This window comes from Sinorhizobium sp. B11 (assembly GCA_039725955.1).
Lineage (GTDB): Bacteria > Pseudomonadota > Alphaproteobacteria > Rhizobiales > Rhizobiaceae > Rhizobium.
Genome location: CP091034.1, coordinates 3,519,597 through 3,541,853 on the forward strand (window position 1 = coordinate 3,519,597; position 22,257 = coordinate 3,541,853).

The following is a 22,257-nucleotide window of genomic DNA, read 5'->3' on the forward strand; positions in this document are numbered from 1 at the left end:
ACGGGGCGAAATGTGCAGCTTTGCGCTGCATCGCACTCTTAAGCCCCGGAATGATCCGTGTTACGAAAGCGTCATAAGGGGAACGAAAGCCTGAAGGAGCCGTATGGCAGCGCGCCAACGCATCATTCCTGTGCGCCGCGAATACAATCGCTGGGTCGCCAACCAGACGCTTGAAGACTACGCGCTGCGCTTCACCGCCAAGAGCGCCCGGCGTTTCTCCTCCCAGCGCATCTCGCAGACGGCGATCGGCGCCATCTCCTTCCTGGCGCTGGAGGCGATCGGCGGCGCCATCACGCTCTCTTACGGTACCACCAATGCCTTCTTCGCCATTATCGTCGCCTCCATCGCGATGCTGGCGATCGGCCTGCCGATCAGCCGCTACGCCATCCGCCACGGCGTCGACATCGACCTTTTGACCCGCGGCGCCGGCTTCGGCTATATCGGCTCGACCATCACCTCGCTGATCTATGCCAGCTTCACCTTCATGCTCTTTGCCATAGAGGCCTCGATCATGTCCGGCGCGCTGGAGCTGACGCTCGGCATACCCCTATGGATCGGCTACATCATCAGCGCCGTCATGGTGATCCCGCTCGTCACTCATGGCGTGCGCCTCATCAGCAAGTTCCAGCTGATGACCCAGCCCTTTTGGATCATCCTCAACATCCTGCCCTTCATCTTCATCGCCCTGATGGACTGGCAGCAATTCGATGCCTGGCGCGCTTTTGCCGGCATTCGCCACGCCTCCGGCCCGCCCGGCACAACAGCCGATTTCAACCTCGTCGAATTCGGCGCGGCATCGGCGGTCATCCTAGCGCTGATGTCACAGATCGGCGAACAGGCGGACTTCCTGCGCTTCCTGCCGCCCGACCCGCAGCGCAAATGGCGCCATCGCCTCGCCATCTTCCTCGCCGGTCCCGGCTGGGTCATCATCGGCGCTCCGAAACTGCTTGCCGGTTCCTTCCTCGTGGTACTGACCTTCACCTCTGGTGTGCCGGTGGACCGTGCCGCCGACCCGGCGCAGATGTACCTCACCGCCTTCGGCTACATGATCCCCTGGCACAATGCCGCCCTGCTGCTGATGGCCGCCTTCGTCGTGGTCTCACAGCTGAAGATCAATGTGATGAATGCCTATGCCGGGTCGCTTGCCTGGTCGAACTTCTTCTCGCGCCTGACGCACAGCCATCCCGGCCGCGTCATCTGGCTGGTCTTCAACGTGGCGATCGCCCTGCTCCTGATGGAACTCGGCATCTACCGGCTGCTCGAGGAAACGCTCGGCATCTTCTCGATCATCGCCATGGCCTGGCTTTGCACCATCTCCGCCGACCTCTTCATCAACAAGCCGCTCGGTCTCGCCCCTCCCGGCATCGAATTCAAGCGCGCCCATCTCTACGATATCAACCCGGTCGGCCTCGGCGCCATGACACTGTCGGCAGGCGTCGCGCTGATTGCCCATTTCGGTGTTTTCGGGCCGGTCGCCGCCTCGCTTGCCCCCTACATCACGCTGGTGATCGCGCTCATCGCCTCACCTGCCATCGCCTTTATAACGAAGGGCAAATTCTATCTCGCCCGCAAGCCGCGCCATGCCTGGAAGAACCTGACAACCATCACCTGCTCTGTCTGCGAACATCCGTTCGAGCCCGAGGACATGGCCTGGTGCCCCGCCTATGCCGCGCCGATCTGCTCGCTCTGCTGCTCGCTCGACAGCCGTTGCCACGACATGTGCAAGCCGAACGCCCGCTTCAACGCGCAGGTCGGCGCCGTCGCAAAGACCCTGCTGCCGGAAACCATCGTCCAGAAACTGACGACCCGGCTCGGCCGCTACGGCATCGCTGTGGCATTGGCGCTGACGGCCGTCGGGGCAATCCTTGCGATGATTGCCCATCAGGTGAGTTCCGCCTCGCCGGAGACAGCCGAAGTCGTCAACCGTACGATCCTGATCGTCTTCTTCGTCTTCTCGGTCATCGCAGGCATCGCCTGCTGGTTCTATGTGCTTGCCCATGACAGCCGCGTCGTTGCCGAGGAGGAATCCTCGCGCCAGAACACGCTGCTCCTCAAGGAAATCGCCGCCCACAAGAAGACCGACGCGGCCCTGCAGACCGCCAAGGAGACGGCGGAAGCCGCCAACCGCGCCAAAAGCCGCTACGTTGTGGGCCTCAGCCACGAGCTTCGCACCCCGTTGAATGCCGTTCTCGGCTACGCGCAGATCCTCGAGCGCGACGAGACGATCCCGCCGCCGCGCCAGTCTTCTATCAAGGTCATCCGCCGCAGCGCCGAACATCTCTCCGGCCTGATCGATGGCCTTCTGGATATTTCCAAGATCGAGGCCGGCCGCCTGCAGGTCTATTCGAACGAGATCAACATCCAGGACTTCCTCGATCAGATCATTGATATGTTCCGCCCGCAGGCGCAGGCAAAGGGCCTCACCTTCATCCACGACCGCTCTCAGGCACTGCCGCAATTCGTGCGTACCGACGAGAAGCGGCTTCGCCAGATCCTCGTCAACCTGCTCTCGAACGCCGTCAAGTTCACCGATGAAGGCAGCGTCACTTTCGATGTCGCCTATCGCAGCCAGGTCGCCACCTTCACTGTCTCCGACACAGGCCGCGGCATTGCCGAGAAGGATCTCACGCGCATCTATGAGCCCTTCCAGCGCGGCGAGGCGGAGAGCGTGCGCCCGATGCCCGGCCTCGGACTTGGCCTCACCATCACGAGACTTTTGACCAACACGCTCGGCGGCGAAATCTCCGTGGCGAGCGAAAAAGACAAGGGGTCGACCTTCCGTGTCCGCCTCATGCTGTCGGCGGTCATGCGCCCCGCTGCCCCGCCGCAGGAAAAGAAGATCGTCAGTTATGACGGCCCGCGTCGTACTATCGTCGTCGTCGATGACAACGAGGACCATCGCGAGATGATGCGCGAAATTCTTGTCCCGCTCGATTTCATCGTGCTGACGGCAGCGAGCGGTCCCGACTGCCTGACCCTTGTCGAGGGCATCGAGCCGGATCTCTTCCTCGTCGACATTTCCATGCCCGGCATGAACGGCTGGCAGCTCGTTTCCCGGCTGCGAGAAACGGGGCGCACTGCACCGATTGTGATGCTCTCAGCCAATATCGGCGATGCCGCCGCTCACAGCGACAGCGACGACAGCCATAATGATTCGATCGGCAAGCCGGTCGACCTCAAACAACTGCGCGACAAGCTTGCCCTGCATCTCGGCCTGAAATGGCTTTATGCCGACGACCACACACCGGCGCCGGCAGCAGCCAGCTTGCCGCTCAGGAGCCCCGGTGCTGCACATGTGCAGGAACTCCTGCGCCTCGGCGAAATAGGCTACATCAGGGGCATAGAAGCCAAGCTCGCAGACCTTGCCAAGGTAGAGGCAAATCAGCCATTCACCGAGGAACTCCGTTCCTATGTTGGCGCCTTCGATCTCGCCGGCTTCCTGGATTTCCTGCACAAGTTCGAAGAAAAGGGTGAACCCGTTGGCTGAGCTTCCGCGCGATATCGTTCTGCTGGTCGACGATTCGCCAGAAGCGCTTGGTTTCCTGACGGATGCGCTGGAACAGTCTGGTTTTTCCGTTCTGATCGCCACATCGGGCTCGGCGGCTCTCAGTATCGTCGAGCGCATCACGCCCGATCTCATCCTGCTCGATGCTGTCATGCCGGCGATGGATGGTTTCGAGACCTGCCGCAGGCTAAAGGCCAATGCCGCCGTCGCCCAGGTGCCCGTCATCTTCATGACCGGGCTCACCGAAACCGAGCATGTGGTCCATGCGCTGGAATCCGGTGGCGTCGATTACCTGTCGAAGCCCATCAACATCGACGAGCTGCGTGCCCGCATCCGCGTTCACCTGCGCAATGCCCGCTCGGCGCAAAGCGCCCGCGTCGCCCTCGATGCCGCTGGCCGCCATTTGCTGGCTGTGAAAGGCAACGGCGGGATCCATTGGTCGACGCCGCAGGCAACCCGCCTCGTCAACGCCGCGATGGGGAGCGACGACGGTATGGAAGTCGTCTCCCGCACGATCGGCAACTGGATGAAGGAACGCGCCGCAGCCGCGCGCGATGCCCTGATTTCCATCGCCCATGCCGGCCAGGCTGCCCTGCAGCTCGCCTTCCTCGGCGCCATCGGCCCGGACGAATATCTCTTCCGCTTGACCGCCGCCAATCAGCGCAACGACGACGAAGTACTGCGCCAGCATTTTGCGCTGACACAGCGCGAATCCGAGGTGCTGATGTGGATCGCCAAGGGCAAGGCCAACCGCGATATCGGCGAGATCCTCGGACTTTCTGCGCGAACGGTGAACAAGCACCTCGAACAGATCTATGTGAAGCTCGGGGTCGAAAACAGGGCATCCGCCGCCGTCAAGGCGGCGCATGCCCTGCATGAGATGTGAGGGATAGCAAGCAGCGCCCTCAGATGACGCGGTCCGGCGCCTCGCGGCCTTCGAAAAACGCCGTCACATTCTCCACGACCTTCATCCCCATCGCCGTGCGCGTCTCTTCCGTCGCGCTGCCGAGATGCGGCAGCAGAACGACATTCTCCATCCGTCGCAGCGCTTCCGGCACTTGCGGCTCCGCCTCGTAGACATCGAGCCCGACGCCGCGGATCGTGCCGTTCGCAAGCGCCGCTGTCAGCGCCGTCTCATCGACGACATCGCCTCGCGCCGTATTGATGAGGAAAGCGCCCCGCTTCATTGCTGCAAACCGCTCTGCATTCATCAGATGCCGGTTCTCCGCTCCTCCAGGGCAATGGAGCGAAACGAAATCGGAAGCCGCGAGCACCTCTTCCACCGAACCAAGCTGACGCGCGCCGTAACGTGCCGCCTCCCCCGGGTCGACCTGGGAACGGTTATAGAACACGATGTCCATGCCGAAGCCAAAATGGCAGCGCTGCGCAAAAGCCTTGCCGATTCGCCCGAAGCCGATAATACCCACAGTCTTGCCGGTCACCTTCGTGCCGATCATATGCGTCGGACACCAGCCCTTCCATTCGCCGGCACGCACCTGGCGCTCGCCCTCGCCGCCGCGACGGGCCACGGAAAGCAGAAGCAGCATGGCGATATCGGCGGTGCAATCGGTCAGTACCCCAGGCGTATTCGTCACCGCAATGCCTTTGGCCTTTGCGGCGGAGATATCGATGTGATTGAATCCCACCCCGAAATTGCCGAGGATCTTCGTACGGATATCGCCGGCAAACACCGCTGCCGGCAGCTTGTCGGAAACGGTCGGCAGCACCGCGTCATGGTCCGCCAGCGCCTGGCGAAGCTCGCTTTCACCGAGCGGCACATCATCTCTGTTGAGCGAGACATCGAAACGCTCTGCGAGCACGGCCTCTACCGAGGCGGGCCAGCGCCGGGTGACGAGAATGCGGGGTTTTGGCATGAATCTGGGTCCTCCATCCTTTACCTTTGGCTTAGGCCAAGAAGGCCAGGAATGGAATGGCCTTCAAACCCGCAAAGACTGCGATCTCGAACTGCGCAGGCCAAACGAAAGAAGCCCGGTCGCTGACCGGGCTTCCATGAAAGGCATATCTGCCAGAGACTGAAATCAGTCGGCCTTCTGGAAGTAGCTGTACTTGCCGTCGTCGCCCTTCTTCCATTCGTACATGACGTAGCCCGGAAGCTTCGGGTCGCCCTTTTCGTCGAAGGAGATCTCGCCGAGAACGGTCGGGAACGGACCCTTTTCCTTCATGGCCGCGGCAACGGCTTCAGCGTCGGTAGAACCGGCCGCCTTGGCAGCAGCAGCGATCGTCTGCAGCGCAGCGTAGGAATAGAGCGTGTAAGCTTCCGGGTTGAAGCCGGCGGCCTTGAACTTCGCTACGAGGTCCTTGTTGGCCGGGTTGACAGTCGGATCCGGGCCGAAGGTGTTCAGCGTACCGGCAACGGCGTCACCAGCGATGGAGGCGAGTTCGTTCGAGACGATACCGTCACCCGAAACGAGCGCTGCCTTCAGGCCCTGGTCGGCCGACTGGCGGATGATGAGACCGGCTTCGGTGTGCAGACCGCCCCAGTAGATGATCGAAACGCCGGCTTCCTTCATCTTTGCGATGAGAGCCGAGAAGTCCTTGTCGCCGACGTTGACGCCTTCGTACATGGCTTCGGTGACGCCAGCGGCATTCAGAGCCTTCTTGGTTTCGTCAGCGAGACCCTGGCCGTAAGGTGTCTTGTCGTGAATGACGGCGATCTTGGCGTCCTTGAAGTGGTCGGCCAGATACTTGCCGGCAATGGCGCCCTGCTGGTCGTCACGACCGCAGGTGCGGAAGGTGTTCCACAGGCCACGCTCGGTGAAAACCGGGTTCGTAGCAGCCGGGGTGATTTCGAGGATGCCGTTTTCGGCGTAAACTTCGGAAGCCGGAATGGAAACGCCCGAGTTGAAGTGGCCGATAACGAACTTCACGCCGTCAGCAACGAACTTGTTCGCGACGGAGATGCCCTGCTTCGGGTCGGAAACGTCGTCGCCGAGCTCGATCTTGATCTGCTCGCCGTTGATACCGCCAGCAGCGTTGATGTCGGCGGCTGCCTGCTCGGCACCCTTCTGAAGCTGTGCGCCGAACGCAGCGTTTGGACCCGTCAGCGGGCCGCCAACGCCGATCACGATGTCAGCTCGTGCGACGCCGCCGAACGCGACGATCGCCGTCAGTGCCACCGCTGACAAGAGAGACTTCTTCATATTGTTACTCCCAATTTTTGGGCGGGTTCTTCCAAGGCCCGACGCAAACCCCACCTTTGACTGCGCCGGGAAAGCTGTTCCGCTCTGAAGGCAATTCATGCCTAGTTTCAACGGGCTGTCAATGTTTCTCCTTCCACGAAAACGCGGAAGTTTTTTCGTACAGCCAGTAATAGTTGTTGACCATTTGATTGGTACGGCGATAGCGGAACCCGGCTGTCGAGAAGACCAGCAGAGTTACGAAATCGATGATGTAGAAGAGGGCGCTGAGCATCGGGCCGTCAAACAGCGCATGATGCAGGAACTGCATCGCCCAGGCGAGCAGGAAGGTGTAGACGACAACCAAGGAGTAGTTGTTCCAGCCGTCCGCAACCGCCCTGCCGGCGCGCCACGCCGTCCAGAAACCGATGAGCACAACGAGCGCTCGGATGACGAGCTTCACGCCGTTGTCGCTTTCGAAGAAAAGTCCCTGCATAATCAAACTCTCCCTTCTGCCGCGATCAATGCCGCCCGCCTTCGAGATAGGCAGCACGCACCTCGGGATTCGCAAGCAGTTCCTTGCCGCTGCCGCTCATCGTTACCTTGCCGTTGACCAGCACATAGGCCCGGTGAGACAGCTTGAGCGCTGCGAATGCGTTCTGCTCCACGAGGAAGACGGTCAGCCCCTCCTTCTCGTTCAGCATCTTGATGGCTTCGAAGATGCCCTTCACGATCAGCGGAGCGAGGCCGAGCGACGGTTCGTCGAGCAGCAGCAGCTTCGGGCGCGCCATCAACGCACGGCCGATCGAAAGCATCTGCTGTTCGCCACCCGAAAGCGTGCCGCCACGCTGCGACTGACGCTCCTTAAGACGCGGGAACATAACGAAAATCTTTTCTACATCCTCATGGAAGTATTTGAGATTATCGAGACCGGCGCCCATCTGGAGATTTTCCAGCACGGTCATTCGCGGAAAGATGCGTCGTCCTTCGGGCGACTGCGCGATACGCAACCGCGCGATCTCATGCGTCGGCAGCTTGGTGATATCCTGGCCGTCGAAGACGATCGAGCCGGTACGGGCCTGCGGGCTCCCGCAGATCGTCATCATCAGCGTCGACTTGCCGGCGCCGTTGGCGCCGATCAGGCTGACGATTTCGCCCTTCTTCACCTCGACATCGATGCCGGCGAGCGCGCGAATATTGCCGTAATAGGTCTCGACGCCCTGAACCTTGAGAAGCTGTTCACCGGCCGCCATCAGATTGCGCCCCCTTCTACGGTCGCAATGACCTCTTCGACTTCTTCATCCTCGACACCAAGATAGGCTGCAATAACCCTCGGGTCGTTCTTCACGTGGTCGGGGCTTCCGTCGGAAATCTTCTGGCCGTATTCCAAAACGATGACGTGGTCGGAAATTTCCATGACGACCGACATGTCGTGCTCGATGAGCAGGATCGAGGTGCCGGTTTCGGTGCGAATGCCTTTCAGCAAGGCATTGAGCGCTGCCGATTCTCGCGGATTGAGACCGGCAGCCGGCTCGTCGAGGCACAGCAGCTCCGGACCGGTGCACATGGCGCGAGCGATTTCCAGACGACGCTGGGCGCCGTAAGGCAGGTCGCCGGCCGGATCGTCGGCGCGGTCGATAAGGTCGGCCTTCTCAAGCCAGTGGCGCGCAAGCTCGATGGCAGCAGCCGCTTCGCGCTTGTAGGGACCGATACCGAGCAGACCAAGCACCGTGAAGCCCGAAGCCTTCATCAGTTTGTTATGCTGGGCGACCAGCAGGTTTTCCAGAACGGTGAGGCCCGAGAACAGGCGGATGTTCTGGAAGGTACGGGCAACCCTGGCTTCCTTGGTGATACGGAAGTCCGGCAGGCGCTCGAGAAGGTACTGCTTGCCGCTGTTCTGAGTCAGCGTAATCATGCCCATCGTCGGCTTATAGAAACCGGTGATGCAGTTGAAGACGGTCGTCTTGCCCGCACCGTTCGGGCCGATCAGCGCGGTGATTTCACCGCGCTTGGCCTCGAAGGAGAAGTCGTTGATGGCCATCAGGCCGCCGAACTTCATCGACAGGTGCTCGACCTTGAGCAAAGTGTCATTCGACATCGTGTTCTCGACAGGGCTCATCAACCATGGCCCTCCTTGGTAAAGCTTCCGGAGACCGCTTTGCGCTCCTTGAGGAAGGCGGTCGGCTCACGCGAGCCGACAAAACCGCGCGGCTTGAACAGCATGACGATGACCATCGCAAGGCCGAAGAGCAGCATGCGGTAGAGTTCCGGGGTGAAATCCGGTCCGAAGACCATCTTGAGGAAGTCCATTTCGCGCAGCACTTCCGTACCGCCGACCATGACGACAGCGGCGATAGCGATGCCCGTCAGCGAGCCCATGCCGCCAAGGACGACGATGGCGAGAATGACGGCCGATTCCAGGAACACGAAGGATTCCGGCGAGACGAAGCCCTGACGGGCGGCGAAGAAGGAACCGGCGAAGCCGCCGAACATCGCGCCGGTGGCGAAAGCGGTCAGCTTCGTCGTCACCGTGTTGATACCGAGCGAACGGCAGGCGATTTCATCTTCGCGAAGCGCTTCCCACGCACGGCCGATCGGCATGCGGCGCAGCCGGATCGTCACATAGGCGGTCAGCATGCAGAGAGCCAGGATGACGTAGAACAGGAAGATCTTGTAATAGGCCGAAGACGACGGCAGGCCGAAGACCTTGGCGAAATTGTTCGCCTTGCCGACATCGAAGCTCCAGATGCCGAAGACCGAAGCCTTGGCGATGCCGGAGATACCGAAGGTGCCCTTGGTGACTTCCGTCCAGTTGATGATGACGAGACGAATGATTTCACCGAAGGCAAGCGTCACGATCGCCAGATAGTCGCCGCGCAGGCGCAGCACGGGGAAGCCGAGAATGACGCCCCAGAGAGCGGCAAAAATACCGGCGAGCGGCAGCAGCACCCAGAAGGAAAAGCCGAAATGGGCCGACAGCAGCGCATAGGAATAGGCGCCGACTGCGTAGAAGGCGACATAGCCGAGGTCGAGCAGACCGGCGAGACCAACGACGATATTCAGACCCCAGGCGAGCATCACGTAGATCAGGATCTGGATGCCGAAATTGTCCACCCACTTCAGCGCGCCCTGCGGACCGAGGAAATAGGCTGTCAGCAGCGGATAAACCACCAGGAAAAGCAGGGCGAACTTCAGGAAATGCGTCCGGAAGAAGCCTTTTTCCGTCGAAATCTCCAGATCGCCATGACGCGCCTTCAAAAGCTTGCGCTGATCAAGATGCGGCCTGACGAAAACAACCACGATGAAACGGCCGATGGCGGCGACCAGCACGAAAATGGCCAGCAGTCCCCAACGCTGAACGACAATCAGCTCGTTGTTGATGTTCTGCTGCGTGCCGAGACCGACATAGAGAACGAACAGACCAAGTGCGATGAGGCCGGAGAAGAAGGCTTCCCTAAGCCCCTTCTGGACAAGCCCGGCGTCGGACTTGCCAGCGGAAGTGTCGATGTTTGCCATGACTTATACCTTCTCGACTTCCGGCCGGCCGAGAATGCCCGTCGGCTTGAAGATCAGCACGAATGCAAGAATGGCGAAGGTAGCGACATCCTTGTACGCGATGGTGAAATAGGCCGACCATAGGGATTCGATGAGGCCGATCATCAGCCCGCCGAGAACAGCGCCCGGCAGTGAGCCGATGCCGCCGAGAACGGCTGCAGTGAAGGCCTTGACGCCCGGGATGAAGCCATCGTTGAACGATGCGACACCATAGTACATCAGATACATCGTGCCGGCGACGGCCGCGAGTGCCGCACCCATGATGAAGGTGATGGAGATGGTCTGGTCAACATTGACGCCCAAAAGGGCGGCCATCTTGCGGTCCTGTTCGGTGGCGCGCTGAGCACGTCCGAGTGCCGTCTTGTTGACAAGATACCAGAAGGCAGCAAGCAGGACGACGGTCACGACAATGATGATGATCTGCTTCAGCGAGATCGAGAGACCACCAACATTATATACCGTGCCGACGAGCGGCGGGATCGGCTTGTTGCGCGGACCCTGCGTCACCTGGATAAAGTTGGACAGCGTGATCGACATGCCGATCGCGGTAATCAGCGGCGCCAGGCGGAATGAACCGCGCAGCGGGCGGTAGGCGACGCGCTCGATCGTCCAGTTCCACAAACTCGTCATCAGCATCGCGACCACAAGCATCGCCAATAGCAGCACGGCTACCGGAAGACCTGCAAAGATGGATGTGAGAACGAGAAAGACGATAAGAGCAGCGAAACCACCAAGCATGAAAATATCGCCATGGGCGAAGTTGATCATGCCGATAATGCCGTAAACCATCGTATAGCCAATAGCCACAAGGCCATAGATGGATCCGAGAGTCAGCCCATTGAAGAGCTGCTGGACGAAATACTCCATATGTCATTTCCCCTGGATGCGAACCAAATTTAAGTTGCATCTCTTATTGGTTTTATCGCTCATGCTTTCACATGAGCCTCTAGCTCGCATTGCATAGCGGTTTCGTTGGAAATGTGAAGACAAAAAGGATTTACTGCGCCAGAATCTTGGGCAAACAGCGATAAATGGCGCAATTCAAACCAAAATCCACACAAAAGCGGCATCGTTTGGCAATTTTTTAGCCAGATCCGGCTTTGTCAATTAATCTTTGTGCACTGGACCAAGCCAGAAACGCTCGCGTCACGCGTAAACTGTTCCACAAGTAAGGAAGTTGACGAAATTTCAAACTCGAAGATGCTGTTAATTGCAAATGCCATTTCACCGACCATTGCCGCTGACGGGTTCATGCAAATCCTGCGGGCCTGTGTTAATGTTACGGGATTCCGGCAAGGGGTGCGGCAACACCTCCGATAGACTATATATAGCGCAGTAGTCTCAAGACGGATTTACGGGCGAACGGCAGGAATATGCTGAAGACATTCGAACGGGCGGCACTCGAAGCCGGCAAGGCCATCATAGAGGTCTTCTGCGACGGCTGCCCGGTGGAAATGAAGGCCGACGAAAGTCCGGTGACGATCGCCGACCAGGAGGCCGAGCGCATCATACTGGCGCATCTGCAACGCGATTTCCCCGAGATCCCCGTCATCGCCGAAGAATCAGTGGCTGCCGGCAAGGTGCCCGACATCGCCGGAAAGTCCTTCTTTCTCGTCGACCCTCTCGATGGCACCCGCGAATTCCTGGATAAGCGCCGGGAGTTTACCGTCAATATCGCCTATGTGGAAAATGGCATTCCGGTCGCCGGTATCGTCTACGCCCCGGCGCTGGGCATCGCTTTTTCCGGCGAACGCGGAAGCGCGGAAAAACTGGTAATCGACGAAAACTTTGCAGTAACGGAGCGAAGCCTTATCAAGGTGCGCAAGCAGCCGGCAGAGAGCATGGCTCTTGCAAGCTTTCGCCACGATAGTCCCGAGACTGGCCTTTTCCTGGCCAGGCATGCCATCTCCAAATGCACCAACATCGGCTCGTCCCTGAAATTCTGTCTGCTGGCTGAAGGCAAGGCCGACGTCTACCCGCGGTTCACCCGCACCATGGAGTGGGATACAGCGGCTGGCGATGCGGTGCTGCGCGCAGCCGGCGGATCGACTGTCACTATGGACGGCCAACCGCTTCTCTACGGCAAAACCGGTGCGGCTGCCGATTTCGACTTCGCAAATCCCCATTTCGTCTCTTGGGGCGGTACGAAACCTGCACTCGCACAGGCATAGTGACCACAGAAAGTCGGTGTCTTCCAACTTTTTTGCGGAAATATCGTTGCCGTCATCGGCGATCGGTTCTTCGATGTCTCCGGCCGAAAAATCCCTGGGTACTTTCCGAAATCGGTCGTCCCCTTGATTCGAGGGGTGCGCCCTTCGGCTTTCCGATGGCATGTTTTCTTGCCACGTTCTCGCCATAATTGACGCCGCCGCCGTGATGTGACTTCGGTAACATCTTGGCATACAAAGACGCAATTATGGAATGAATATCTTAATTACAGAATAGCGTCGCCGATAACTTTTCCCGCTCTTATCCCCTCACGCTGGACGGCAAATTCGATCCCGGCCGGACCATGATCTCTCAGGCGCCGTGGGCAATGGAGCGTTTTGGTACGGTGTAGCCCTCAACCATTACAACCGTCGTCTGCCGTCCCGAATCCGGTCAAACACCTAAGATTCCTAATAAAAATCCCGGTTGAAAAATAAAACTCCTGATTTTGCATAAACTTAACGCAACTGCGAAGTTTGCTGCGATGCGAAATTTCTCTGGACTCGGTTAAACAAATGTCGCAAATTTAGGATGTAGTAGGGTTAAACGTCGCCTAACATTCTGGCGCCTTAATGTGGCGCTAACCAAGCCATCTAATCACACCGCCGAAAGCTTCAAAATACAAAGGGTAGATCCTTGAGCGTCATGGACCTTAACAAGAGTATTTCTGAAGAGAGCTTTCGCGTTACGCCTGTTCGACAGGGCAACGCGAGGTTCCCAGTTACCGCACTCGACAGCATCGTTCCGCCACCTGCCTCCGTGCAGTTCTTGATGAAGCGCGCCTTCGATATTTTTGCCTCGATCAGCGCGCTCGTCGTGCTTGCTCCACTGCTTCTCGCCGTCGCAGCCCTGATCAAGATGGACAGCCCCGGTCCAGTCCTCTTCAAGCAGACCCGCTGGGGCAAGAACTGCCGGGCCATCAAGGTCTACAAGTTCCGTTCCATGCGCACGGACATGCAGGATGTCAGCGGCGTTGCACAGACGGTCAAGAATGACCCCCGTGTCACCCGCGTCGGCGCCTTCCTGCGTCGCTCTAACATTGATGAGCTCCCGCAGCTTCTCAACGTACTGAAGGGTGACATGTCCGTTGTTGGACCGCGCTGCCATGCAATCGGCATGCGTGCCGGCGGCATGCTCTATGAAGAGCTGGTTCCGGAATATCATCACCGCCATGCCATGCGTCCGGGCATTACCGGCCTGGCGCAGATGCGCGGCCTGCGCGGCCCGACGGACCGCCCGGCCAAGGCGCGCGCCCGCATCGCCAGCGATCTCCACTATGTCGAGAACTTCTCGGTATTGATGGACATCCGCATCATCTTCGGAACGCTGATTTCCGAATTGAATGGCGGCAAAGGCTTCTGATTGGAAAAGAAAGGTATCGGCTGTTACAGCAGCCGATACCGAAATGCCCGGGCAACGGCCTGCATCCGGTTGACCGAATCCAGCTTGCGCATCGCGCTCTTCAGATATCCCACCACCGTATGAGACGAGAGATCGAGAATGATTGCGATCTCATCGCTGCTCTTGCCGGCAGCCGACCAGCGCAGACATTCGATCTCCCGCCGGGTCAGGCTTTCCGATGGCTGGTCTTCCGGCTTCTCGTCGCTTGGTAGCGTGTCCAGAAGCTCCATGCAGCCATAAAGCAGCGCCATTGCTTCTTCGCGAGAGGGCATCGCCTGCGCGCCTGAAAAAGCAAAAATGTATTGTTTCAGGTCAGCGTCGTGCAGTGCGAAGGCAAAGGTATGCTTCAGCCCGTGCATCTGAAACATCGTGTTCAGACGGCGATTTTCCTGATTCGCTGCATTGCCACCAAAAGGGCCTTCCTCACAGAAGACAGGCATGATGGTTTGTTTCATGACAGCGACCAGCTTGCTGCAATAGAAGAGGTCCGCCTCCTCGTAAAAGTTGACGAGGCTCTGAGGCCAGTTGCTGATCAGCTTGTTTTCGAGAAAGGCCGTCCTGTCCCCACGCGGGAATACGGAAAACAGGTAGAATTCGAACCCCGCAGCCTTCGCCAACTCGTCTAGGCGGTTTGCGCCGTCGACGGCGGAAACGCCCGCAGAACGGGCTCCAAAAGGCGAAAATGCAGCATCATCGGCGCAGTCGCGGACTGCGCGTTCACGTCTCTTCATTCTCTTGTTCCTTCACGGGCCTGGCTTCGGCTCGGTCTCGCAGCCGGCCGCGGGTTGGACGCGCCGGACGATCACGAAAGACGCGATTGCCCCGCATCCGAAGGATACGAAGCATTCAAACGGCAATCTTCAATGATACTGCGAGAAGAACGGAGACGAAGTCTTTGCGCTCATGCTTATGTTGCAGCGCTTATAAATTGTCCGGAAAATAATATGTAACATTTATTCCGCATGGCTCCCATGCAGCCGGGTCAAACTGACGCAACGGCAGGAGCCGGCAAATCAGCCTCGGACGCGCGTCTAAAGTTGTTATCAAAGTCTTACGATGCGTTTAGGCAATTTTTAAATGTGGCAAGTTAGAGTGGCACCCGTGGTCTTGCGTTGTGTAGAGAGTCCAATGACCGAAATGATACGTCCCCGAGTAAAATATGTCATCGGCCCCGATGGCAGCCCCCTGACGATTGCGGATCTTCCGCCGCCCAATACGCGGCGCTGGGTCATCCGCCGGAAGGCAGAGGTTGTCGCGGCTGTGCGCGGTGGCCTGTTGAGCTTGGAAGAAGCCTGCGAGCGTTACACGCTAACTGTCGAAGAATTCCTTTCCTGGCAGTCCTCCATCAACAGCCATGGCCTTGCCGGCCTGCGCACCACGCGCATCCAGCAGTACCGCCACTGACCCCACTCCCTTCGATTTGATCATTTCGGGCCGGACGCATTTCCCTTGAGGGAATGAAGAAGGCCCGAAATCATTGCCGAGGCCGCGTAACACCAGAGGCCGGGCTGCGTGAACGCATTCGCAAGTCCTGTCGTCTTCGCCGCCGCAATGACGATCGCAACGAGCAGCACATCCATCATGGACCACTTGGACAGATGCGGCACGACGTTGCGATAAAACAGGCTGCCGGTGCTGCCGGCAGCCGTCAATTCTGCCGCGATCCCGATCATTTTCAAGACCGGCAGTACGATCGAGACGAGCCCCACCAGCGCTGCAAGCGCAACGTCGCCGCCATTCCAGAGCGAAGCCACGATTTGCAGGAGCGACGGCGTCTCGTCGAAGAACCAGAGCTTCTCGAAACGGATGAGCGGAAGCACGAGGCCGAGCGCCAGAAGAAACGGCGCCGTCACCAATAGAACCGGCCGAATCACCAAAAGCCTGTTCAATTCCCGCCTCCCCTTTTGAACACACTGTCTCCCACCGCCACGGCTTGGCATGCCGATGCCGTCGTGTCACGTTCCCGACCACACAATTCGTCAGGAGACATGGACATGGATATCAGGATTGAGGAAAACACCTCCGGCGGCCGCTACGTTGCGGTGCTGGAAGGCCATGAAGCGGAAATGACCTATTCCCGGACATCGCCGAAACTCATTATCATCGATCATACCGGCGTGCCCGACGCTTTGCGTGGCAAAGGCGTCGGCCAGGCACTCGCCCTCCACGCGGTCGAGGCAGCCCGCCAGGGCGGCTGGAAGATCATTCCGCTCTGCCCCTTCTTCAAATCACAGGCGCAGCGCCATCCGGAATGGAACGACGTGGTAAACTGAAGAGGCCACCTCACACGACAGAAACACCAAAAGCCATGCATGACGGACACTTGGCCCGTCATGCATGGCTTCTGTGGTTATCCCCCAGGGCGCCGGTACCGGCGCCTGCAATATTCGTCAGGCCCGGGCGCGAACTGCGCCGTCGCGCTCTTCGAGCGCCGTTGCCCTGGCATATTCCGCCTGCATTTCCTCAAGCGCCAGTTCCAGCGCCTCCTCCTGAACCTTCAGTTCCTTGATCGAGACCTGAAGATTGTCGGCGCGCTGACGTGCGGCCTTGGCGAAGGTCGGATATGCAAAGTGATTCGGGTCGGAAATACCGGACTTCTTTTCCTCGACGACGATCTGGCTCTCCAGATCCTTCGTCATCCGTTCAAACTCGGACATCATCATCTGCAACTGCTGCAGCTGACGACGCTTTTCGTTAACCTGAAACTCTTTCAGGCGAACGAGGCTCTCTCGCGACTTCATACGCATTACTCCCGTGATGCGAGACCCCGGCTCAACTTGAAACCGCCCTTGCGCGCCGCTTTGACACGGTTTGCCGAAAAATTTCCTGCGATATTAACAAAAACCTACCGCTGGTAACCTTTCGTTTACGGGCATCGTTAATGATAGGTGAGATGATTTAAGGCTCGGTAAACACCAGGACAGGAAAACCGAACCTTTTCATTAGCGAGTCGGATGAATCACTTAGCTCGATTTCTTAATGTCAAAGTTGAGAACTGGGTTTCGAGATTCCCATTGGAAAACAGAGAAATGGAAAAATTATTTAATAAATTCGATACTCCTTGCCAGAGTGAATTAGAATTTGTTAACCATTTCGTGGCAGCTTCCAAATCACGTAGCTTATTCGGTATCGCGTAGGGGGCCATGCCACCTTTCGGCGGCGGTAAAGGGGATAATTATGCGGGTACTTCTCATCGAGGATGATAGCGCTACGGCGCAGAGCATCGAACTGATGCTCAAATCTGAGAGTTTTAATGTTTATACGACAGATCTCGGCGAAGAAGGCGTGGATCTGGGCAAGTTGTATGATTACGATATCATCCTTCTCGATCTGAACCTTCCCGACATGTCCGGATACGAAGTGCTGCGCACTCTCCGTCTGTCGAAGGTCAAGACTCCGATCCTGATCCTCTCGGGCATGGCCGGTATCGAAGACAAGGTTCGCGGTCTCGGCTTCGGTGCCGACGACTACATGACCAAGCCCTTCCACAAGGATGAGCTCGTTGCCCGCATCCATGCGATCGTGCGCCGGTCCAAGGGCCATGCACAGTCGGTTATCATGACCGGCGAACTGATCGTCAACCTCGATGCAAAAACCGTCGAAGTCGGCGGCCAGCGCGTTCACCTGACGGGCAAGGAATACCAGATGCTGGAGCTTCTCTCGCTCCGCAAGGGCACCACGCTCACCAAGGAAATGTTCCTGAACCACCTTTATGGCGGTATGGACGAGCCCGAACTGAAGATCATCGACGTCTTCATCTGCAAGCTGCGCAAGAAGCTTGCAAATGCCGCCGGCGGCGCCAACTACATCGAAACCGTCTGGGGTCGCGGCTATGTGCTGCGCGAGCCCGATGGCGCCGAATACGCCGAAACCGCCTGATCCGCCAAATCCGCTTATCCCTAAAAATCCCGCCCTTGTGGCGGGATTTTTGTTTTGGTGCTCTATCCCGAAATGAAAAAGCCGCCCGGAAGGACGGCTTGCGTTAACGATTTGCGCAACCTGCTCAGGCGGCGATTGCGCGATTTCCGAACACGGCGGTGAGGATCTTGCGGTCGAATGGCTTCAGCAGGAAGTCGGTTGCCCCTGCCCGCTTGCCGGCCATAAGCTTCTTCAGGTCGGCTTCGATGACGCAATAGTAGATCTTCACCTCTTTGCCGCCGTCCAGGGCGCGGATGGCGGCGATGAGCTCGAGCGCCCCCTCCATACCTGAATCAACGATCAGATATTCGGGAAGCTCGGCCTGGCAGCGTTGCAGCGCCTCTTCGGCATTCGACGCTTCGCTGACCAGGAAATCGAGTTCGGAAAGGATTCGCTTGCCGACCTTGCGAACAATGTCCGAACTGTCGGTGATCATGAATCTCTGCATGGCGGCTCCTTATCCCTCGCGCTGTCTCCATCGAGGGCCTTCCTGACCTTCGAGGATAGGTTGATCAGGCTAAGGAATCGTTACCGCCGTTGCTTCGATCAGCAATTGGTAAACTACGCTGCAGCGATCTTGGCAGTGAAGATGATCTCTTCGGCGCTGACTTCGTGACCCAGAACCATGCCGCATTCTTCAGCCAGAAGTACGGTATAGTAGGGCTGGATCGAATGCGCATCGATCGCTTCTTCGACAGTGCCGGTAGCGATTTCGATGAACTTCGGCGGCATGCGCATCAGCTTGCCCTTGGCGACGAGCTTGAAGCTTGCATCGAATTCGGGATTTTCCAGAGTGATATCCAGATTGCCGCCGCGCGGTATGGAAGAATATGCGACGAGGAAAAGGTTCAGGAGGAGTTTGACCCTGTTCTTGGCGACGATCGCGCGCGGACCGCTCCAGGTCACCTCGGTCTTCTTTTCGGCCACAGCGAAATCCTTGGCCGCACGTTCGGCCTCACCGGTATCGATCGAGGCGCCGACGGAACCGGAAGCACCAAAGGCAAGGCGTGCGAATTTGAGACGGACCGAGGCATTCAGTGCGCTGGTGCGGATGAGATCCATCGCATCCGAATCTGCTCCGCCTTCGTCCAGAAGCTCCAGGCCGTTGTTGATGGCGCCGACGGGTGAGATCACGTCATGGCACACGCGGCTGCACAGAAGTGCTGCCAGGTCCGGACCGGACAGAGTGAGATTGGGGTTCTTGGACATCATCGTCTCCTGAGGGCGGCAGTGTCATTCCACCCGGTAGTGTGCCTGATCAAAATTGCGCGAAGTTTGCGACCGTACTCACCGCCATAATGACACCATATTTGGTAAACCGATTGTTAAGACGATCGGCGCAAAATGCATCAAATGCTAATACTCCTGACAATGACGAATGGATGACATCATGCGCCTCCAATTTCTCGGAAGATTTATCGGCTTCTGCAAGTTGCTGACCGCAATCGTGATCTCGTCGATGATGATTACAGGGCAGGCCGCAGCGCAGCAGAGCAACGGCCAGTATACAGTGCAGGAAATCGTCGATGCCGGTCATTCCTTCTTCGGCGAGACCAGCGGCGGCCTTGCCAAGGTCGTTGAAAGCGCCTTCCAGAAATATGGCCTGCCGAACGGCTATATTCTCGGCCAGGAAGGCGGCGGCGCCTTCATCGCCGGCCTGACCTACGGCGAAGGCCAGCTCAACACCAAGAATGCAGGCGAACACCCGCTCTACTGGCAGGGTCCGTCCCTCGGTCTTGACTATGGCGGCCAGGGCTCGCGCGTCATGATGCTGGTCTACGACCTGCCGTCCATCGATTCCATCTATGCCCGCTTCGGCGGCGTCAGCGGCTCGGCCTATGTCATCGCCGGCTTCGGCATGACGCTTCTCAAGAACAACAACGTTCTGGTCGTACCGATCCGCACCGGTGTCGGCGCCCGTCTCGGCATCAATGTCGGCTACCTGAAGGTCACCCCGAACCCGACGTGGAACCCCTTCTGAAAAGCTCAGATCAGCGCTAATATTCCTGGGAATATGGTCCTGCCGGCGCCCGCAGCCTTGCCGATGTGCCCCCTGCGTGCTTAATCAACGGACTGTATCAACCTTCGAAGCGATGGCCGCGCCGTGATCGAATATGCTCTTTTGTTCGGATTGGGTTTCCTGACCGCGGCCTTCCTCGTCTTTCTGGTCTCGCCTGCTGTCCATCGCCGCATCGTCTGGTACACCGAGAACCGCCTCAAGGCGACGATGCCGTTGAGCCCGCAGGAAGTGCGGGCGCAGAAGGACATGGTGCGCGCGCTCTACGCCGCTGAAAATGCCCGTACTGCGCAGGATCTGCAGCGCGAACGCGAGAAGTCGCTCTCCCTGCAGCTGCGCCATGACGCGCTCGCCGTCGATGCCGGCAGGCTGGCCTCCGAAGTCAACGAGGCACGCGCGCAGATCGGCGAAATGCAGGTGGAGGCCGCCGAGCAGCGCTCCCATCTTCGCAAGGACGAAAACTATATCAGCCAGCTGAAGACGAGCCTGCATATTGCCGAACAGGCAGGCTCCAACAAGGATAGCGAGCTGGAGACGCTGCGTGCGCGGCTTTCCAAGCTTGCGGAACAGGCCGACAGTCTGAAGATCGACCTTGCCGCCCGCGAGACTGAAGCTGAGAACCTGAAGTTTCGCGCCAATGCCATGCGCGACGAACGCGATACGATGCGCAAGGACGTGACCGTTCTGCAGAAGCGCGCCAAGGATGCCGAGCAGAAGCTCAGCCAGCAGCAGCACATGGTCATTCGCCTCGAGGACAAGGCCGCCCGAGAAACCGCCTCCGCCGCGGACAAGGAAGCCCTGCTCGGCCGCCGGCAGCAGGAAATCGCCAAGTTGAAGGACCAGCTGAAGGCGGCCAATGCCGAGCTGCGCAAGGTCACCAAGCTGCTGCGCGATGCCGGTCTTGCCAACGCTGTTGCCGATCTTCCCGCCGAAGCGAGCAGCGAAGCCGAAACCTCGGAGCTCGATCTCACATCTATCACGGCGCAGATGAGCGACAATGTCCGCAGGCGCAGCGCGGCACTGGCCGATCACCTGCAGAAGGCAAGAAACAATACCAGTCGCGATGGTGCGCTTCGCGAGGAAATCACCTCGATCGCCGCCAGCATGGTGGCGCTTACGGCGCTCAACGAAGGTCCGTCCTCTCCGATCCTCTCCCTCCTGCCTGACAGCGGAGAGAAGAAGGGAGCAAACGACCGCGTGAATCTCGCTGACCGCGCAGCTGCGATCATCGCCGATCCGCAGCGCTGACCCCTGTCAGATTCGGGCCATAGCCGAAGATATGGCAAAGAGACCAATGCCGGTCGCTGTCGCCACGTTGAGACTGTCCAGCCCTTCAGATTGCGGAATGTGCGCAGTGCGAAAACGGGAAAGCACGGCCTCCGGCAGTCCCTCACCCTCGGTGCCGACGACGAGCGCCATGCGATCGGACGCCGGTATCTGCCGGATATCCGTCTCGCCGCGTGGCGATAGCGTCCAGATTGCAAAGCCGCGCCCGGCGAGGCTTGAGAGAAGATCAAGCGCATTACCGCCGCGATGATAGGGCGTGCTGAGGACCGAGCCGACCGAAACGCGCAACGCCTTGCGGTAGAGCGGATCGCAGCAGGTCTCATCAAACAGGATCGCATCCGCTTTGAAGGCAGCGGCGTTGCGAAACATCGAGCCGGCATTGTCGTGGTTGGAAATGCCGCAGCCGACGAGGACAAGCGCCCGCTCAGGCAGCGCGTCGAGAAGGACACTTTCCGCTGCCTGCTCCCGGCGGCCAAGGGCGAGCACGCCGCGATGCATGTTGAAGCCGACGATACCATCAAGAACGTCGCCATCCGCCACATAGACCGGCACGTCATCGGGAAAGCGTTCGAGAATCTCGGACACTCCGTCGAGCCGATTGCGCAGCAGCAGGATCTTCTCGGCCGAAAATCCCCTGCCCGCCGCATGCGCTTCGGCAAGCATGCGCAGCACGACCGTGCCTTCGGCGATGAAGCGGTTCTGTCGGCCAGTCAGGTCGCGTTCGCGAATATCGCGAAATTCCGCAATCCGCGGATCCTCGGGACTTTCGATCGTGTGCGGTATCGCGGCCATACCGGCCTCAGTTGCCCGACAGCGTGATGTCGGCCACGATGCGGCTCGCCTTGATGTCGAAGACCAGCGCCTTGCGCTTGCCGTTGACATCAGTGCCGTAAAACAGGATCTGCCCGCCCGAAAGCGACGTCTGCTCGATCTTGAAGCCAAGCGGCAGCGAAGCCGTTACCGACACCGGCGCGTCCGAAGGCACGCCCGAAGAGTTCGTCGATGCTGTGGCCTGGGATGGCTCCGTGCGCGTCACCTTGTAGACAACGGCACCGAAGACCGCCATAAGGCTCACGAACATGATGGCGCCCGAGACGATCTGCAGGCGAACCATCTTGCGCCGGACATTTTCCATAGCCGGGTCAAGGGGCTTTTCTTCCTGCTCATCGTCAGCTGGCTCGAATTTCGTCATCTATGGCGTCCCGTTCTAAAAATACGTCGGAGAAGAA

At 58.8% G+C, this 22,257-nt stretch carries 23 protein-coding genes; 9 read left to right on the forward strand and 14 right to left on the reverse strand.

Translation table 11 applies throughout. The features are described 5' to 3' along the window. Nucleotides 1-103: 103 nt before the first annotated feature. The gene (locus LVY75_27565; GenBank protein ID XAZ22535.1) at nucleotides 104-3,487 is read left to right on the forward strand and encodes an ATP-binding protein; all 3,384 of its coding nucleotides are present in this window, start codon (nucleotides 104-106) and stop codon (nucleotides 3,485-3,487) included. After that, nucleotides 3,480-4,391 (forward strand): response regulator transcription factor, encoded by a 912-nt coding sequence (locus LVY75_27570; GenBank protein ID XAZ22536.1) that lies wholly within the window; start codon nucleotides 3,480-3,482, stop codon nucleotides 4,389-4,391. The genes LVY75_27565 and LVY75_27570 overlap by 8 nt, the downstream gene beginning before the upstream one ends. A 19-nt stretch (nucleotides 4,392-4,410) precedes the next feature. On the opposite strand, the gene LVY75_27575 is transcribed toward LVY75_27570, so the two are convergent. From LVY75_27575 to LVY75_27605, 7 genes are all read right to left on the reverse strand, one after another. After that, complete coding sequence (locus tag LVY75_27575; GenBank protein ID XAZ22537.1) at nucleotides 4,411-5,379, reverse strand: D-glycerate dehydrogenase; 969 nt, start codon at nucleotides 5,377-5,379, stop codon at nucleotides 4,411-4,413. A gap of 165 nt (nucleotides 5,380-5,544) precedes the next feature. Further along, complete coding sequence (locus LVY75_27580; GenBank protein XAZ22538.1) at nucleotides 5,545-6,666, reverse strand: branched-chain amino acid ABC transporter substrate-binding protein; 1,122 nt, start codon at nucleotides 6,664-6,666, stop codon at nucleotides 5,545-5,547. A gap of 118 nt (nucleotides 6,667-6,784) precedes the next feature. Continuing rightward, on the reverse strand, nucleotides 6,785-7,138 hold the full coding sequence (locus LVY75_27585; GenBank protein XAZ22539.1) for a hypothetical protein: 354 nt from the start codon (nucleotides 7,136-7,138) through the stop codon (nucleotides 6,785-6,787). Nucleotides 7,139-7,163: 25 nt separating this feature from the next. Beyond that, the gene (locus LVY75_27590; protein ID XAZ22540.1) at nucleotides 7,164-7,895 is read right to left on the reverse strand and encodes an ABC transporter ATP-binding protein; all 732 of its coding nucleotides are present in this window, start codon (nucleotides 7,893-7,895) and stop codon (nucleotides 7,164-7,166) included. Continuing rightward, entirely contained in the window at nucleotides 7,895-8,761 is an 867-nt protein-coding gene (locus LVY75_27595) for an ABC transporter ATP-binding protein (GenBank protein ID XAZ22541.1), read from the reverse strand. Before LVY75_27595 ends, LVY75_27590 begins: the two co-directional genes overlap by 1 nt. Further along, a complete protein-coding gene (livM, locus tag LVY75_27600) occupies nucleotides 8,761-10,158 on the reverse strand; it encodes a high-affinity branched-chain amino acid ABC transporter permease LivM (GenBank protein ID XAZ22542.1) in 1,398 nt (465 codons plus the stop codon). The genes LVY75_27595 and livM overlap by 1 nt, the downstream gene beginning before the upstream one ends. Before the next feature lie 3 nt (nucleotides 10,159-10,161). Further along, the gene (locus tag LVY75_27605; protein ID XAZ22543.1) at nucleotides 10,162-11,064 is read right to left on the reverse strand and encodes a branched-chain amino acid ABC transporter permease; all 903 of its coding nucleotides are present in this window, start codon (nucleotides 11,062-11,064) and stop codon (nucleotides 10,162-10,164) included. 506 nt (nucleotides 11,065-11,570) lie between these two features. Between LVY75_27605 and cysQ the strand changes: the two genes are divergently transcribed. Both cysQ and LVY75_27615 read left to right on the forward strand, forming a co-directional pair. Then, nucleotides 11,571-12,368 carry a 3'(2'),5'-bisphosphate nucleotidase CysQ gene (gene cysQ, locus LVY75_27610; protein XAZ22544.1) on the forward strand — a complete coding sequence of 266 codons (798 nt, stop codon included), beginning with the start codon at nucleotides 11,571-11,573 and terminating at the stop codon, nucleotides 12,366-12,368. Between the two features lie 673 nt (nucleotides 12,369-13,041). Then, nucleotides 13,042-13,767 (forward strand): sugar transferase, encoded by a 726-nt coding sequence (locus tag LVY75_27615; protein ID XAZ22545.1) that lies wholly within the window; start codon nucleotides 13,042-13,044, stop codon nucleotides 13,765-13,767. Nucleotides 13,768-13,790: 23 nt separating this feature from the next. Here LVY75_27615 and LVY75_27620 read toward each other — a convergent pair whose 3' ends face one another. Continuing rightward, a complete protein-coding gene (locus LVY75_27620; GenBank protein ID XAZ22546.1) occupies nucleotides 13,791-14,537 on the reverse strand; it encodes a LuxR C-terminal-related transcriptional regulator in 747 nt (248 codons plus the stop codon). A 397-nt stretch (nucleotides 14,538-14,934) separates the two neighbouring features. Between LVY75_27620 and LVY75_27625 the strand changes: the two genes are divergently transcribed. Beyond that, nucleotides 14,935-15,210, forward strand: coding sequence for a DUF1153 domain-containing protein (locus LVY75_27625; protein ID XAZ22547.1), 276 nt, complete (start codon nucleotides 14,935-14,937; stop codon nucleotides 15,208-15,210). A gap of 20 nt (nucleotides 15,211-15,230) precedes the next feature. Here LVY75_27625 and LVY75_27630 read toward each other — a convergent pair whose 3' ends face one another. Beyond that, complete coding sequence (locus LVY75_27630) at nucleotides 15,231-15,695, reverse strand: paraquat-inducible protein A (GenBank protein ID XAZ22548.1); 465 nt, start codon at nucleotides 15,693-15,695, stop codon at nucleotides 15,231-15,233. A gap of 105 nt (nucleotides 15,696-15,800) precedes the next feature. Between LVY75_27630 and LVY75_27635 the strand changes: the two genes are divergently transcribed. Beyond that, complete coding sequence (locus tag LVY75_27635; GenBank protein ID XAZ22549.1) at nucleotides 15,801-16,079, forward strand: GNAT family N-acetyltransferase; 279 nt, start codon at nucleotides 15,801-15,803, stop codon at nucleotides 16,077-16,079. 117 nt (nucleotides 16,080-16,196) lie between these two features. Here the strand turns inward: LVY75_27635 and LVY75_27640 are convergent, their stop codons facing one another. Next, nucleotides 16,197-16,547 (reverse strand): flagellar export protein FliJ, encoded by a 351-nt coding sequence (locus tag LVY75_27640; GenBank protein XAZ22550.1) that lies wholly within the window; start codon nucleotides 16,545-16,547, stop codon nucleotides 16,197-16,199. Between the two features lie 436 nt (nucleotides 16,548-16,983). Between LVY75_27640 and ctrA the strand changes: the two genes are divergently transcribed. Continuing rightward, nucleotides 16,984-17,685, forward strand: coding sequence for a cell cycle two-component system response regulator CtrA (ctrA, locus tag LVY75_27645; GenBank protein XAZ22551.1), 702 nt, complete (start codon nucleotides 16,984-16,986; stop codon nucleotides 17,683-17,685). Nucleotides 17,686-17,809: 124 nt separating this feature from the next. On the opposite strand, the gene LVY75_27650 is transcribed toward ctrA, so the two are convergent. Together LVY75_27650 and LVY75_27655 are read right to left on the reverse strand one after the other, a co-directional pair. Continuing rightward, nucleotides 17,810-18,172, reverse strand: coding sequence for a response regulator (locus LVY75_27650; protein ID XAZ22552.1), 363 nt, complete (start codon nucleotides 18,170-18,172; stop codon nucleotides 17,810-17,812). A 113-nt stretch (nucleotides 18,173-18,285) separates the two neighbouring features. Continuing rightward, nucleotides 18,286-18,936 carry a histidine phosphotransferase family protein gene (locus LVY75_27655; GenBank protein XAZ22553.1) on the reverse strand — a complete coding sequence of 217 codons (651 nt, stop codon included), beginning with the start codon at nucleotides 18,934-18,936 and terminating at the stop codon, nucleotides 18,286-18,288. A 178-nt stretch (nucleotides 18,937-19,114) separates the two neighbouring features. Here LVY75_27655 and LVY75_27660 point away from each other — a divergent pair, with 178 nt between their 5' ends. Further along, complete coding sequence (locus LVY75_27660; GenBank protein XAZ22554.1) at nucleotides 19,115-19,705, forward strand: EipA family protein; 591 nt, start codon at nucleotides 19,115-19,117, stop codon at nucleotides 19,703-19,705. Nucleotides 19,706-19,828: 123 nt separating this feature from the next. Beyond that, nucleotides 19,829-20,989: a hypothetical protein gene (locus tag LVY75_27665; GenBank protein ID XAZ22555.1), complete on the forward strand. Its 1,161-nt coding sequence runs from the start codon at nucleotides 19,829-19,831 to the stop codon at nucleotides 20,987-20,989. A gap of 6 nt (nucleotides 20,990-20,995) precedes the next feature. Here LVY75_27665 and LVY75_27670 read toward each other — a convergent pair whose 3' ends face one another. Both LVY75_27670 and LVY75_27675 read right to left on the reverse strand, forming a co-directional pair. Beyond that, nucleotides 20,996-21,820 carry an RNA methyltransferase gene (locus LVY75_27670; protein XAZ22556.1) on the reverse strand — a complete coding sequence of 275 codons (825 nt, stop codon included), beginning with the start codon at nucleotides 21,818-21,820 and terminating at the stop codon, nucleotides 20,996-20,998. Between the two features lie 7 nt (nucleotides 21,821-21,827). Beyond that, nucleotides 21,828-22,220, reverse strand: a complete 393-nt coding sequence (locus LVY75_27675) for a hypothetical protein (GenBank protein XAZ22557.1) — start codon at nucleotides 22,218-22,220, stop codon at nucleotides 21,828-21,830. Nucleotides 22,221-22,257 lie beyond the last annotated feature (37 nt).

Bases quoted from the DNA above. Each gene is read 5' to 3' on its own strand.
- LVY75_27565 (XAZ22535.1), top strand. From the start codon at position 104: ATGGCAGCGCGCCAACGCATCATTCCTGTGCGCCGCGAATACAATCGC.
- LVY75_27575 (XAZ22537.1), bottom strand. From the start codon at position 5,379: ATGCCAAAACCCCGCATTCTCGTCACCCGGCGCTGGCCCGCCTCGGTA.
- LVY75_27580 (XAZ22538.1), bottom strand. From the start codon at position 6,666: ATGAAGAAGTCTCTCTTGTCAGCGGTGGCACTGACGGCGATCGTCGCG.
- LVY75_27585 (XAZ22539.1), bottom strand. From the start codon at position 7,138: ATGCAGGGACTTTTCTTCGAAAGCGACAACGGCGTGAAGCTCGTCATC.
- LVY75_27590 (XAZ22540.1), bottom strand. From the start codon at position 7,895: ATGGCGGCCGGTGAACAGCTTCTCAAGGTTCAGGGCGTCGAGACCTAT.
- LVY75_27595 (XAZ22541.1), bottom strand. From the start codon at position 8,761: ATGAGCCCTGTCGAGAACACGATGTCGAATGACACTTTGCTCAAGGTC.
- livM (XAZ22542.1), bottom strand. From the start codon at position 10,158: ATGGCAAACATCGACACTTCCGCTGGCAAGTCCGACGCCGGGCTTGTC.
- LVY75_27605 (XAZ22543.1), bottom strand. From the start codon at position 11,064: ATGGAGTATTTCGTCCAGCAGCTCTTCAATGGGCTGACTCTCGGATCC.
- cysQ (XAZ22544.1), top strand. From the start codon at position 11,571: ATGCTGAAGACATTCGAACGGGCGGCACTCGAAGCCGGCAAGGCCATC.
- LVY75_27620 (XAZ22546.1), bottom strand. From the start codon at position 14,537: ATGAAGAGACGTGAACGCGCAGTCCGCGACTGCGCCGATGATGCTGCA.
- LVY75_27625 (XAZ22547.1), top strand. From the start codon at position 14,935: ATGACCGAAATGATACGTCCCCGAGTAAAATATGTCATCGGCCCCGAT.
- LVY75_27635 (XAZ22549.1), top strand. From the start codon at position 15,801: ATGGATATCAGGATTGAGGAAAACACCTCCGGCGGCCGCTACGTTGCG.
- LVY75_27640 (XAZ22550.1), bottom strand. From the start codon at position 16,547: ATGAAGTCGCGAGAGAGCCTCGTTCGCCTGAAAGAGTTTCAGGTTAAC.
- ctrA (XAZ22551.1), top strand. From the start codon at position 16,984: ATGCGGGTACTTCTCATCGAGGATGATAGCGCTACGGCGCAGAGCATC.
- LVY75_27650 (XAZ22552.1), bottom strand. From the start codon at position 18,172: ATGCAGAGATTCATGATCACCGACAGTTCGGACATTGTTCGCAAGGTC.
- LVY75_27655 (XAZ22553.1), bottom strand. From the start codon at position 18,936: ATGATGTCCAAGAACCCCAATCTCACTCTGTCCGGTCCGGACCTGGCA.
- LVY75_27660 (XAZ22554.1), top strand. From the start codon at position 19,115: ATGCGCCTCCAATTTCTCGGAAGATTTATCGGCTTCTGCAAGTTGCTG.
- LVY75_27670 (XAZ22556.1), bottom strand. From the start codon at position 21,820: ATGGCCGCGATACCGCACACGATCGAAAGTCCCGAGGATCCGCGGATT.
- LVY75_27675 (XAZ22557.1), bottom strand. From the start codon at position 22,220: ATGACGAAATTCGAGCCAGCTGACGATGAGCAGGAAGAAAAGCCCCTT.